The sequence below is a fragment of the Halomonas faecis genome, assembly GCF_010993975.1.
In the GTDB taxonomy this organism is placed as follows: Bacteria; Pseudomonadota; Gammaproteobacteria; order Pseudomonadales; family Halomonadaceae; genus Halomonas; species Halomonas faecis.
Map to the genome: position 1 here is coordinate 39991 of NZ_JAACZO010000006.1, position 12162 is coordinate 52152.

General features: G+C 63.8%; 13 protein-coding genes and 2 tRNA genes. All 15 read left to right on the plus strand.

Going from position 1 to position 12162, the window contains the following annotated elements; translation table 11 throughout:
* Nucleotides 1–30 precede the first annotated feature (30 nt).
* The 15 genes from GFD32_RS03775 to GFD32_RS03845 all read left to right on the plus strand — a co-directional run bounded on the left by GFD32_RS03775 (nucleotide 31) and on the right by GFD32_RS03845 (nucleotide 12162).
* A tRNA-Lys gene (locus tag GFD32_RS03775) sits at nucleotides 31–106 on the plus strand.
* Between the two features lie 35 nt (nucleotides 107–141).
* A tRNA-Lys gene (locus GFD32_RS03780) sits at nucleotides 142–217 on the plus strand.
* Nucleotides 218–395: 178 nt separating this feature from the next.
* Nucleotides 396–596, plus strand: coding sequence for a type II toxin-antitoxin system RelB family antitoxin (gene relB, locus GFD32_RS03785; RefSeq protein ID WP_163575238.1), 201 nt, complete (start codon nucleotides 396–398; stop codon nucleotides 594–596).
* On the plus strand, nucleotides 590–874 hold the full coding sequence (locus GFD32_RS03790; RefSeq protein WP_163575239.1) for a type II toxin-antitoxin system RelE/ParE family toxin: 285 nt from the start codon (nucleotides 590–592) through the stop codon (nucleotides 872–874). The genes relB and GFD32_RS03790 overlap by 7 nt, the downstream gene beginning before the upstream one ends.
* Before the next feature lie 226 nt (nucleotides 875–1100).
* The gene (gene nadA, locus GFD32_RS03795; protein WP_163575240.1) at nucleotides 1101–2129 is read left to right on the plus strand and encodes a quinolinate synthase NadA; all 1029 of its coding nucleotides are present in this window, start codon (nucleotides 1101–1103) and stop codon (nucleotides 2127–2129) included.
* Nucleotides 2130–2252: 123 nt separating this feature from the next.
* Nucleotides 2253–3521, plus strand: coding sequence for a serine hydroxymethyltransferase (glyA, locus tag GFD32_RS03800; protein WP_163575275.1), 1269 nt, complete (start codon nucleotides 2253–2255; stop codon nucleotides 3519–3521).
* Between the two features lie 423 nt (nucleotides 3522–3944).
* Entirely contained in the window at nucleotides 3945–4769 is an 825-nt protein-coding gene (locus GFD32_RS03805) for a Wzz/FepE/Etk N-terminal domain-containing protein (RefSeq protein ID WP_240455543.1), read from the plus strand.
* Nucleotides 4766–6088: a UDP-glucose dehydrogenase family protein gene (locus GFD32_RS03810; protein WP_163575241.1), complete on the plus strand. Its 1323-nt coding sequence runs from the start codon at nucleotides 4766–4768 to the stop codon at nucleotides 6086–6088. Before GFD32_RS03805 ends, GFD32_RS03810 begins: the two co-directional genes overlap by 4 nt.
* Nucleotides 6089–6198: 110 nt before the next feature.
* Nucleotides 6199–6423: a DUF2281 domain-containing protein gene (locus GFD32_RS03815; protein ID WP_089683465.1), complete on the plus strand. Its 225-nt coding sequence runs from the start codon at nucleotides 6199–6201 to the stop codon at nucleotides 6421–6423.
* Nucleotides 6407–6784 carry a type II toxin-antitoxin system VapC family toxin gene (locus tag GFD32_RS03820; RefSeq protein WP_163575242.1) on the plus strand — a complete coding sequence of 126 codons (378 nt, stop codon included), beginning with the start codon at nucleotides 6407–6409 and terminating at the stop codon, nucleotides 6782–6784. Before GFD32_RS03815 ends, GFD32_RS03820 begins: the two co-directional genes overlap by 17 nt.
* A gap of 50 nt (nucleotides 6785–6834) precedes the next feature.
* A complete protein-coding gene (locus tag GFD32_RS03825) occupies nucleotides 6835–8262 on the plus strand; it encodes an MBL fold metallo-hydrolase RNA specificity domain-containing protein (RefSeq protein WP_163575243.1) in 1428 nt (475 codons plus the stop codon).
* A 52-nt stretch (nucleotides 8263–8314) separates the two neighbouring features.
* Entirely contained in the window at nucleotides 8315–8986 is a 672-nt protein-coding gene (locus GFD32_RS19920; protein ID WP_163575244.1) for a hypothetical protein, read from the plus strand.
* Nucleotides 8983–9171, plus strand: a complete 189-nt coding sequence (locus GFD32_RS03835; protein ID WP_276208788.1) for an MBL fold metallo-hydrolase RNA specificity domain-containing protein — start codon at nucleotides 8983–8985, stop codon at nucleotides 9169–9171. Before GFD32_RS19920 ends, GFD32_RS03835 begins: the two co-directional genes overlap by 4 nt.
* Nucleotides 9172–9393: 222 nt before the next feature.
* The gene (locus GFD32_RS03840; RefSeq protein ID WP_205599033.1) at nucleotides 9394–10776 is read left to right on the plus strand and encodes a Fic family protein; all 1383 of its coding nucleotides are present in this window, start codon (nucleotides 9394–9396) and stop codon (nucleotides 10774–10776) included.
* A gap of 3 nt (nucleotides 10777–10779) precedes the next feature.
* Nucleotides 10780–12162 carry a hypothetical protein gene (locus GFD32_RS03845; RefSeq protein ID WP_163575247.1) on the plus strand — a complete coding sequence of 461 codons (1383 nt, stop codon included), beginning with the start codon at nucleotides 10780–10782 and terminating at the stop codon, nucleotides 12160–12162.

The following is a 12162-nucleotide window of genomic DNA, read 5'->3' on the forward strand; positions in this document are numbered from 1 at the left end:
CGGATCAGTACTATCTGCACCCGTTCGGACGGGTCGTTAGCTCAGTTGGTAGAGCAGTTGGCTTTTAACCAATTGGTCGTAGGTTCGAATCCTACACGACCCACCATCCGAACCTGAGACATGGCCACCGTGCCGTGTTGCGGGTCGTTAGCTCAGTTGGTAGAGCAGTTGGCTTTTAACCAATTGGTCGTAGGTTCGAATCCTACACGACCCACCAGTCATCGGCTCGGGCCCTCGAGGGTCTGAACCAGAGCAAGAAAGCGCCTTCGGGCGCTTTCTTGCTTTCCGCACCCCCTCATCACTACCCAGGGGCCAGCTCGAGCACGCTCCGACACTGTTATCGCTGGTTGGCTCTGCGCTACACTGTCGCTAAACCCATGCTCGGAGTGCGAGCCATGACCACCCCGCTGGACCCGATCGTTTCGGAATTCGAAACTCAAGAGCAGGCAGACGAATATGATCGCTGGTTTCACGCCAAGGTCGAGGCAAGCCTTTCCAACCCTGGGCCGGGCGTGCCGCATGATGAGGTGATGGCGCGCATGGATGCGATCATTGCCAAGGCTGAGCGCCGCCACCGCGAGCGGGCTCGATGCTGACGATTGTCTGGCTGGATGAGGCGATTGCCGATCTGGCAGATATCGTGAGCTTCATTGCCGATGAGAATCCCGCGGCTGCCCGCAACCTGAAAGCTCGCTTGGAATCTGCGCCCCTGGCGTTGGTCGAGCATCCGTACCTGTATCAAGTTGGCAGGGTTTCCGGTACGCGAGAACTCGTGGCACATCCCAATTACGTGATCGTCTATCGGGTTGCAGCGACCAGGATCGAAATCGTCAACGTGGTCCATACCCGTCGTCAGTACCCTTCACGCTCATAAGTCGACTCGCCGATTGCACAATTGGCTTGAAAGCCCCGGCGAACGCCGCCATCATTGAAGCGATGCCCTTGGGCCGGATGGAGTGGTGCCGGTCGAGAAGGGCGCGGGCCGGCCAACGCGACAGACGCAGCGGCCAGCCTCAGGCGCATCGCCCGCGCGGAGCGCGCGAACGCGATGTTCCCGGTACACGCAGGGGGATTCCCTGCCGGTCACAGTGGTAGACACGATGACGATCATGACCTCCCGTGCCGACCTGCGCGAGCAGCTCGCACGCACCTACTGCCCCACCCGTATTCCCGCCGAGGACGAGGCGCGCATCGAGGAGATCAAGCATCTGCTCGAGGCCCACAATGCCGTCCTGGTGGCCCACTACTACACCGACGACGCCATCCAGCAGCTGGCCGAGGAAACCGGCGGCTGCGTGGCCGATTCGCTGGAAATGGCGCGCTTCGGCGCCCGCCACGAGGCCGAGACCCTGGTGGTGGCCGGCGTGCGCTTCATGGGCGAAACGGCCAAGATCCTCTCGCCCGAGAAGCGCGTGCTGATGCCCACCCTGGAGGCCACCTGCTCGCTGGACGTAGGCTGCCCCGCCGACGAGTTCAGCGCCTTCTGCGACGCCCACCCCGAGCGCACCGTGGTGGTCTACGCCAACACCTCCGCCGCCGTGAAGGCGCGCGCCGACTGGGTAGTCACTTCCTCCATCGCCGTGGACGTCATCGAGCATCTCGAAGCGCGTGGCGAGAAGATCCTGTGGGCGCCCGACAAGCACCTGGGCGGCTACATCCAGAAGCAGACCGGTGCCGACATGCTGCTGTGGGATGGCGCCTGCATCGTTCACGAAGAGTTCAAGGCCAAAGGCGTCGAAGATCTCAAGGCTCTCTATCCCGAGGCCGCCGTGCTGGTGCATCCCGAATCGCCGGCCTCGGTGGTGGAGCTCGCCGACGTGGCCGGCTCCACCTCGCAGCTGATCAAGGCCGCCAAGGAGCTGCCCCACGACAAGCTGATCGTGGCCACCGACCGCGGCATCTTCTTCAAGATGCAGCAGGCGGTACCCGAGAAGACCCTGTTCGAAGCGCCCACCGCCGGCAACGGCGCCACCTGCAAGAGCTGCGCCCACTGCCCGTGGATGGCCATGAACGCCCTGGACAACCTGGCCGGGGCCCTGCGCGAAGGCACCGGCGAGATCCACGTCGACGCCGACCTGCGCACCCGCGCCCTCGAGCCCCTGGAACGGATGCTCAACTTCCAGCGGTGACCCCTCTAAAGGGTGCTTGAGAAATCCTCCATCACTCCATGACCGCCTTTCATAGGAAAGGCGGTCGCCGCTGCGGTATCATCTAGGCCTTCGATTCTCCCCGTGACGCGAGGTTTCCCGCCGATGTTCAGCCGTGACATGACGATTGCCGGTTTCGATGACGCCCTGTTCGAAGCGATGCAGAAAGAAGTCGCCCGCCAGGAAGCGCACATCGAACTGATCGCTTCCGAGAACTACGCCAGCCCGCGTGTGCTGGAGGCCCAGGGCAGCCAGCTCACCAACAAGTACGCCGAAGGCTATCCCGGCAAGCGCTACTACGGCGGCTGCGAGTACGTCGACGTGGTCGAGCAACTGGCCATCGACTACGCCAAGCAGCTGTTCGGCGCCAGCTACGCCAACGTCCAGCCGCACTCCGGCTCCCAGGCCAACGCCGCCGTCTTCCAGGCGCTGATCAAGCCGGGCGACACCGTGCTGGGCATGAGCCTCGACGCCGGCGGCCACCTCACTCACGGCGCCAAGCCCAACTTCTCCGGCAAGCACTACCATGCCGTGCAGTACGGCATCGACGCCGCTGGGCGCATCGACTACGACGAAGTCGCCAATCTCGCCCGCGAGCACGAACCCAAGATGATCATCGCCGGCTTCTCGGCCTACTCGCAGATCATCGACTGGGCCAAGTTCCGCCAGATCGCCGATGAAGTGGGCGCCTACCTGCTGGTCGACATGGCGCACATCGCCGGCCTGGTCGCTGCCGGGGTCTACCCCACGCCGCTGCCCCATGCCCACGTGGTCACCACCACCACCCACAAGACCCTGCGCGGCCCGCGCGGCGGGCTGATTCTGTCCAGCGAAGGCGACGAGCAGATCGAGAAGAAACTGCAGTCCGCCGTCTTCCCCGGCAGCCAGGGCGGCCCGCTGGAGCACGTCATCGCCGCCAAGGCGGTGTGCTTCAAGGAAGCCATGGCCCCCGAGTTCAAGAGCTACCAACAGCAGGTGGTGAAGAACGCCCAGGCCATGGCCGGCGTGTTCATCGAGCGCGGCTACGACGTGGTTTCCGGCGGCACCGAAGACCACCTCTTCCTGCTCTCGCTGATCGAGCAAGGCCTCACCGGCAAGGACGCCGACGCCGCTCTCGGCCGCGCCCACATCACGGTCAACAAGAACGCCGTGCCCGGCGACCCGCAGAGCCCCTTCGTGACCTCCGGCCTGCGCATCGGCACCCCGGCGGTCACCACCCGCGGCTTCGGCGAGGCCGAGTGTCGCGACCTCACCGGCTGGATCTGCGACATCCTTGACGCCATGGCCAAGGGCGGCGACACCGCCGCCATCGAGGCCGAGGTGAAGGGCAAGGTCGAGGCCGTGTGCGCCCGCTTCCCGGTGTATCGCGGCTGAACCGGCCCGCTCGCGACCGACGAGTAGCCTGCCGAGAACGACCCGCCAGCCGCCGCTGGCGGGTCGTTCGCTTTTATGCCTGCCGTTGCAGCGGGCATCGGTGAGCGGCCGGCAGGGTTGTCGCCATCTGCCAACAAACTAAGTTGGCTTATTACCGATGAATAACAAAGTACCGCCGGCAGGTCGTAGAGCCGTTGGCGCGCATCCAGTAGAATGCGTCTCTCCTGGCCGGGCCGTTCGCAGGGTTTCGGCTAGGCTGACAGTACACAACGACAGCGCCGAACGGCGCGACAACAACGTATCGATGACAGGGCAAGGGAAAGCGCCCGGCTGCAATCCCCGGGCGGTAGCGTGCCCGCACGCTTCTTGCTTTTCGCGCCCCACGGCCCGAAAGCGATTCGAGACCTGACCAAGCGAACCCCCATGAGCCAAACTCCCTCTTCCCCCGGCCCGCAAGGGATGGGCCCGCAGCACTATGCCGACGACGAAATTTCCCTGGTCGATCTTGCCAAGCTGCTGATACGCCGCTGGAAGGCCATGGTCGTCATTTTCCTCGTCGTCGTCTTCGGTGCCCTGGCCTATGCACTGATGCAGACACCCGCCTACACCTACACCTCGATCTACAGCGTGGCCGAAGCCGGGGGCGGTGATGCGCTGGAAACGCCGGCCTCGCTGGTGGCGCGCACCGAGAACCTCTACCTCGGCCCGGTGACCCGCGAGCTGATCGAAGCGGAAGGCCTGACCTCGCTGCCGTTCTCCACGCGCATTGCCAACCCCGACAATACCCATATCGTCCGGCTTTCCAGCACGGCACCCGAGGCCCAGGCCGAGCGCGTGCAAGCGCATCACCAGGCACTGCTCGAGCGGCTCAAGGCGGATCAGGACGAAGCGCTGGAACGCCGCCGCAATGCCCTGGAGCGTCAGCTCAGCAGCCTCGAAAGCACCTTCGAACAGGGCACCGAAACACGCTCCATGGGCGCTGCGGAAATCGTCTCCGGGGCGCTGCAGCGCATGTTCGAGGTCGAAGCCGAGTTGGAAGAGCTGGAACCGGGCGAGGTCGTCCAGGTAGCGGTGCAAAGCCTCGAGCAGCAAGGCACCAATCGCAAGCTCATCCTCGCCCTGGGCGTGGTGCTGGGCGGCATGCTGGCGGTGATGGGCGTTTTTTTCCTGCACTTCGCCAGCCTGGTACGCCAGAGCCTGCGTGAAGAGTCGAGCGAACGAAGCGGCGAAAAAGGGAGCGACGCATGAACGTCACGGTATTCGGCACCGGCTACGTGGGCCTGGTACAGGGCGCGGTGCTGGCCGACGTGGGCCACCACGTGGTGTGCGTGGACGTGGACGCCGACAAGGTCGCCAAGCTCGAGCAGGGCATCGTTCCCATCTTCGAGCCGGGGCTGGAAACGCTGGTGAAGGAAAACGCCGCCGCCGGCAGGTTGCGCTTCACCACCGATGCCGCCGCGGGCGTGGCCCACGGCACCGTGCAGTTCATCGCCGTGGGAACCCCGCCGGACGAAGACGGCAGCGCCGATCTGCAATACGTGCTGGCCGTGGCCGAAACCGTCGCCCGGCACATGACCGAGCACCGCATCGTCATCGACAAATCCACCGTGCCGGTGGGCACCGCCGACAAGGTGCGCGCCCGCATGAGCGACGTGCTCGCCGAGCGCGGCCGGCAAGCGCTCACCTTCGACGTGGTCTCCAACCCCGAATTTCTCAAGGAAGGCAGCGCCGTTGCCGACTGCCAGAAGCCCGACCGCATCATCATCGGCACCGAGAGCGAAGCCACCGAAGAGCTGATGCGCGAACTCTACGCGCCCTTCAACCGCAACCATGAAAAGATCCTCGTCATGGACGTGAAGAGCGCCGAGCTGACCAAGTACGCCGCCAACTGCATGCTGGCCACCAAGATCAGCTTCATGAACGAGATCGCCAACCTCGCCGAGCGGCTGGGCGCCGACATCGAAATGGTGCGCCACGGCATCGGCAGCGACCCGCGCATCGGCTACCACTTCATCTACCCCGGCGTGGGCTACGGCGGCTCCTGCTTTCCCAAGGACGTGCAAGCGCTGATCCGCACCGCCGAGCAGATCGACTTCGACGCCCGCGTGCTCAAGGCCGTGGAAGCGCGCAACCACGAGCAGAAGACCACGCTGTTCGCCAAGATCCACCGCCACTTCGGCGGCGAGCTGGCAGGCAAGACCGTCGCCCTGTGGGGCCTGGCCTTCAAGCCCAACACCGACGACATGCGCGAAGCGCCCAGCCGCGTGCTGATGGAAGCCCTGTGGGAAGCCGGCGCCTGCGTGCAGGCCTTCGATCCCGAAGCGATGGAAGAGGCGCAGCGAATCTACGGCGCGCGCGACGAGCTCACCCTGTGCGGCACCAAGGAAGCGGCCCTCAAGGGCGCCGACGCCCTGGCCATCGTCACCGACTGGCAATCTTTCAAGGCGCCGGATTTCGAGCTCATCCGGCAGCAGCTCAGCGCCCCGGTCATCTTCGACGGCCGCAACCTCTACGAACCGAAGCGCATGGCTCGCAAGGGCTTCACCTACTACAGCGTTGGGCGTTGAGGTAGCGCTGTAGGAGCTTGGCCGCGCCAGCTTGAGGCGCCCAGCCCTGGAATCACGCTCGCGCTGCGCTAAAATGGCTCAATGACGTGATCGACATCGGAGCACCAGACATGCTCACTACAGAACGGATTGCCCAACAGGTGGGGCGGCTTCCCGAACCATTGCAGAGGGAAGTCCTCGATTTTGTCGAGTTTCTGAGGGAGAAGCATCATGTTGTAGAAGGCAACGAGGAAAGTGACTCCCTGCTGTCTCTGCAAGGTGGGCTAGAGCACTCAGTTACCTTTGCTGCCGATGAAGTGAAAATACAGGAGCAGCTTCGTGACGAGTGGAACTAAGTATCTGCTCGATACAAATTATATCCTCGGGCTGCTGAAATCATCCCCGAAAGTGCTGGAAAATGCCGCAAGCATGAGCCTTGGGCTGTCGGATTGTGGCTATAGCGTGATTACTCGAATGGAGCTGCTTGGTTTTCCCGGAATCTCCAACGACGAGGTAAAGCTCATTACAGAGCGGCTCAGTAAGTTGCAATACTTTTCTCTTACTGAGGGAGTCGAGGATAGAACGATTGCTGTTCGCCAGTCTCGAAACCTCAAGTTGCCGGATGCCATCATTGCGGCGACAGCTCTTGAATATGAGCTTACCCTGCTGACTTTCGATCAGAAGCTTGCCGCAGTCATGTCGGCGATGGGTGAGTAGTGTCGACCAGTGCCCCGGGCGCTGACCGATGGACATCGAGGTTGGCAGTCATGGACGACTACCCGCAACTGCTTCACCACGGCGGCGCCAACGGCGTCACCGGCAGCTGCCACCGGCTGCAGATCGCCGCGGACCGCGCCCTGCTGGTCGACTGCGGGCTTTTTCAGGGCCAGGATGCCGACCGCCTCGACAGCTTGGAGCAGCACCGCGTCACCTTCCCGGTGGACGACCTGCTGGCGCTGGCGGTCACTCACGTACACATCGACCACATCGGCCGGCTGCCCTACCTGCTGGCCGCGGGGTACAAGGGGCCGATCCTCTGCACGGTGCCCTCGGCCCGGCTGCTGCCGCTGGTGATCGAAGACGCGCTGAAGATCGGCTTCACCCGCGACCGCGCCCTGATCGAGCGCTTCCTCGACGAAGTGGAACACCGTCTGGTCGCGCTGCCCTACAAGCGCTGGCACACCGTGCTCGACGACGAGCGCCACCGCCTGCGGGTCAAGCTGCAGCGCGCCGGCCACATTCTCGGCTCCGCCTACGTGGAGGTGGACAGCCTCGACAAGGCCAGCGGCCGGGCGCAGCGCACCGTGTTCTCCGGCGATCTCGGCGCCCCCTACGCGCCGCTGCTGCCGGCGCCACGCTCGCCGTACCGCGCCGACACCCTGGTGTTGGAAAGCACCTACGGCGACCGCCGCCACGAAGACCGCCGCCACCGCCGCGAACGGCTGAAGGCCGCCATCGACCGCGCCCTGGAAAACGGCGGGACCGTCATCGTGCCGGCCTTCAGCATCGGCCGCACCCAGGAGCTGCTCTACGAGCTGGAAGGGCTGATTCACTGCGCCCGCGACGCCCGCTGGCGCGAGCTGGAAATCGTCGTCGACTCGCCGCTCGCCGCGCGCTTCACCCAGGTGTATCGCGAGCTGAAACCCTGGTGGGACGCCGAAGCCCACCGCCGGCTGCGCAGCGGGCGTCACCCGCTCAGCTTCGACAACCTCTACACCGTGGAGAGCCACGAAGCGCACGAACGCATCGTCGACTACCTGGCGCGCACCCATCGCCCCGCGGTAGTGATCGCCGCCAGCGGCATGGCGACCGGCGGGCGCGTGGTCAACTACCTGAAACGCATGCTGCCGGACGAACGCCACGCCGTGGTGTTCATCGGCTACCAGGGCGCCGGCACCCCCGGCCGCGACATTCAGCGCTACGGCCCGCAGGGCGGCTGGGTGGAACTCGATGGCGAGCGCATCGACATCCGCGCCCGCATCGACACCGTCAGCGGCTACTCGGCCCACGCCGACCAGCGCGACCTGCTGCACTTCATCCAGCGCATGCGCCAACCGCCGCATCACGTGCGGCTGGTGCACGGCGAACCGGCAGCGCAAGCCGCCCTGACCGCCGCAATCGAAGCCTGGGCCAATGCGAAAGGGCACGTCATTCGGGTTACCCATTGCGGCTCATCGACCGGAAACCAGCAGTAAGCGCTCATGGCCAACCACCACCGCGATCAGGCGGCTCAGGAATGGAATCGACATGCCTCGCTCCGTCAGCCATGATCAGAACTTCAAGAACCTGATTCTCGACTACCCGCGTGAGGCTTTGGCCTTCTTCGCTGAGGAAGAGGCGAAGGCGATACCCCGCCAGCTGGCGCTGGGCAGCGAACGGCACCGCTATCTGGCATTCGACTACCTGGCCTGCGTGCTGGCGGCGACTCCCGCCGAGCGGTATCTTGATAGTGATAACCTGGTCGCCCGGCTGAACCTCCCTAATATGAAGTGGACGCCGGAGCAGAAGGTCGATATCTACGCCGAAGCGATGAAGGGTCTGCTGGCGCTGGAACCCGATATCGAGAAACGGATCAAATACTTGGATTTTGTCGATATTTACTCGGGACTCAGCGACGCAGAGCGGCAACTCTACGAATCCCGTTACCCGCAGGAGAGCACCGCCATGACCGGACTGGCAGAGCGTTTACGTACCGAAGGCATGCAGCAGGGCATGCAGCAGGGCATGCAGCAGGGCATGCAGCAGGGCCGCCACGAAGGAGTGGAAGGTACACTACGCAAACAAATCGAACTGAAATTTGGCGATGTCCCCGCCTGGGCCGATGAGCGCCTGGCACAGGCCAGCGACGAACAGCTCGACGCCTGGGTCGCCAGAATCATCACCGCCGACAGCCTCGACGCCCTGTTCACCGAGCAATAACGCCTCGGCCCGGCCACGCCGACCAGCGCGACCTGCTGCACTTCATCCAGCGCATGCGCCAACCGCCGCATCACGTGCGGCTGGTACATGGCGAACCGGCAGCGCAAGCCGCCCTGGCCGCCGCAATCGAAGCCTGGGCCAACGCGAAAGGGCACCTCATTCGGGTTACCCACGCAACGTCATGAGACTCGACCGGCTTCCATTCGATGACTTCGACCGGCGCGGTATCGTTGGCTGAGGTTAATAAAAAACATGCCCAGCATTGCAGAATGAAGATTTTCTTGGTGGAGTGAACGAAATACCACTGTGGTATCGGCTATCTGATGAAATTGCTGGGCTATGCGTACTTGCGAGAGCAGTTAGGGCTGAGGGTTTTCGAACCGATTCGGCCAGCCATGGTTCGGCCCGTGACACGCATCGTAACGCTGGAAGAGTGTCTGGCCGTGCCGGCGGAGCGCGCACCGGACGATGACCTGCTGGCCCATTGCCTGTTCGCCCTCAAGCATGAGGGCATCGATCTGGCCATTCTATCGCAGGTATTGCCGCACCTCCCGGAGGAAGCCTTTATCGAGGCGCTGCAGGTATCTCCAAATGGCATTTACCTGCGCAAGTTGGCCTATCTCTACGAGGCCTTCGTCGCTCCGCTGGATATCGAACCCCGGATTCGGGGGCGTGCAGTACCGCTATTCGAACCGAAGCAGTACGTGACGGGCCCCAGCGTGCGCAACAGCCGCTGGCGGGTGGATTTCAATGGTCTGGGCTCCTTGCGCTACTGTGCGACGGTACGCCGTACGCCGGAGATACAGCGACTGCTCGATGAGGATATACTGGCCCAGGCCCGGGCGTTCGTGTCCTCGCTGCCGCCTGGCATGCTGGATCGCGCCATCCAGTGGGCCTACTTGAGCGAGACTCAGTCGTCTTTCGCCATCGAACGCGAGTCTCCCACGCCGGACAAGCAGCAGCGCTTCATGCAGTTGCTGCGTCAGGCCCATGAAGGAATGCCCCTGGACGAAGCCTATCTCGTCACATTGCAGAACAGCACGGTCAGCAACCCTTTCGACAAGGCGGCGGCTTTCCGGCACGAACAGAACTATCTCCACAACGGGCTGCCTGGAGCGTTGGGAGTCAGCTATTTGCCACCTCCGCCGGAACTTTGCGAATCCTTGATGGGTGAGCTCATGGCCTGGGCGAATCGGCTACCGGAGGCGGTTCCTGCGCTGGTATCCGCATCGGTCGTCTCCTTTGGCTTCGTGTTCCTGCACCCCTTCATGGATGGCAATGGGCGAATCTCGCGTTTTTTGATCCACCATGCCCTGTGTCGTGCCGGAGAATTGGAGCGTGGCAACTTGCTGCCCATTTCCGTGGCCATGAAGCGTCATGAGGCCGACTACCTGGCGGCGCTGGAGGCCTTCTCCAAGCCGGCGCGCCAGCACTGGCAGGTGAATTGGATCGATGCCGACCATCACGACTTCCGCTTTACCGGCAGCGAAGCCATCTACCGATACTGGGATGCCACGCCTGCTGTGGCCTTCACACTGCGAATGGCAAGAGTGGCGCTGGAAGAGGATCTCAAGGCGGAGACCCATTATCTGGCCTGCTTCGATCGTGTCTACCGTACGATCGATGAGCATTTCGATATCCGCGGCAGCGATCTGGCTCGGCTGGTGATGATGTGCCTGAGCAATGAAGGAAGGCTCTCGAACAACCGCCGGCGGCAATTCCGCTACCAGGTACCTGAAGACGTGCTGGATGCCATCGAGGTAGAAGCACAGCGAGCACTCATCGACTGACCCATGACCGTTACCCAATACCTCAGCATTCTTTTCTCGCGCCCGCGCTGGCGGCACGTATTGGGGGCGGCCCTGGTGGCGCATCTGGTCGTGGGCGGCTTCGCCCTGCTCCGGGCGCTGCTGGCCGGCATCGATCTCTCGCTGATCATGGACGGCATCCAGTTCGCGCTCATTCAGGCGGCGCTGTTCCTGCTGTACTTCTCCTCATCGCGGATGGAGAACGTCCGCTATTCGCTGGATACGCAGTTCTACGTCGAGCGCTATTACAAGGAGCACAGCCGCTTCCTGGCCATGAAGCGCGAAGGGAAGGGCGACTACGGGGCGCAGATCGGCCTGGAAGCGGGCGACACGCGCCGCCTGGCCGGACGGCGCGATCTCATCGTCAGCCAGTCGCTGCTCGAGTACCGGCCGCCGGCGGATGCCACCATCCAGGATCTGGCGTTTCGCCTGGAAGACAACTGGTACGAGCTGCCCTGGGTCGTGGCCGATCAGGCCCTGGAGATCACCCTCAAGCGCTTCAACGCCCTGGAAAAGTACGACTACAACGGCCTACTGATGGCCGTCACCGGGCTGGAACGAGGCCCCGAAGGCGCCACTCTGGTCTTCGAGAAGGCCACCTACTACAGCTACCTGGTCACCAACATGCTGCCGGAGGTGGAACTGCCCGGCGGGCTGACCTACCGCGACATGCTTGAACCCGGCCCCGCGCTCGCCACGCTGGAAACCAGCCAGCCGGAGAACCACCTGGGGCTCAACTGCCTGTACCGCACCCGCGACGGCGATTTCATCATTCCGCGGCGCAGCCAGAACACCAACGTCTTCAAGGGGCAGCTCTCGGCCAGCGTTTCCGGCGCCTCGAACCTGCACACCTGCCGCCTGGGCCGAACCGGCACCTACGGCCCCCTGGCCTGGCTGATCAACGAAACCCGCGAAGAGCTGCCCTTCCTGTTCACCGAGGAAGGGCAGCCAACCGGCGACGAAGCCCTGGAAGCCCTGCTGGGCGAGGCACGCTTTCTCGGCATCACCCGCGAGCTGCGCCGCTGCGGCAAGCCGGAAGTCTTCTTCTTCTGCCCGCTGCCGCTGACCACCGGCGAGGTGCGCCAGCGGCTGGTGGCGCATCGGCGCGCCCGCGGCGAAACGGTTGAGATGAGCGAGATTCGCGCCATCGACTACAACGAAAACGCCGGCTTCCTGCTGGTGAACGAAGCGGCGCTGTTCGAAGGCCTGGGCCAGCACATCGAACCGGGCAAGCGCCGCCCGCCGCTGTTTCGCAAAGCGCGCCCCGAATTCCAGCACCGCCTGCGCCACGAGGGCGAAACCTATGTGGTTTCCGAGGCGCTGTTCGTCAATCTGGTGCTCTATCAACACCACCGTTCGACTGGATGA

Excerpts from the sequence above, each read along its gene's own strand:
- GFD32_RS03805 (WP_240455543.1), top strand. The coding sequence starts at position 3,945 with ATGAGCCAAACTCCCTCTTCCCCCGGCCCGCAAGGGATGGGCCCGCAG.
- GFD32_RS03790 (WP_163575239.1), top strand. The coding sequence starts at position 590 with ATGCTGACGATTGTCTGGCTGGATGAGGCGATTGCCGATCTGGCAGAT.
- GFD32_RS03810 (WP_163575241.1), top strand. The coding sequence starts at position 4,766 with ATGAACGTCACGGTATTCGGCACCGGCTACGTGGGCCTGGTACAGGGC.
- relB (WP_163575238.1), top strand. The coding sequence starts at position 396 with ATGACCACCCCGCTGGACCCGATCGTTTCGGAATTCGAAACTCAAGAG.
- GFD32_RS03815 (WP_089683465.1), top strand. The coding sequence starts at position 6,199 with ATGCTCACTACAGAACGGATTGCCCAACAGGTGGGGCGGCTTCCCGAA.
- nadA (WP_163575240.1), top strand. The coding sequence starts at position 1,101 with ATGACGATCATGACCTCCCGTGCCGACCTGCGCGAGCAGCTCGCACGC.
- GFD32_RS19920 (WP_163575244.1), top strand. The coding sequence starts at position 8,315 with ATGCCTCGCTCCGTCAGCCATGATCAGAACTTCAAGAACCTGATTCTC.
- GFD32_RS03825 (WP_163575243.1), top strand. The coding sequence starts at position 6,835 with ATGGACGACTACCCGCAACTGCTTCACCACGGCGGCGCCAACGGCGTC.
- GFD32_RS03845 (WP_163575247.1), top strand. The coding sequence starts at position 10,780 with ATGACCGTTACCCAATACCTCAGCATTCTTTTCTCGCGCCCGCGCTGG.
- glyA (WP_163575275.1), top strand. The coding sequence starts at position 2,253 with ATGTTCAGCCGTGACATGACGATTGCCGGTTTCGATGACGCCCTGTTC.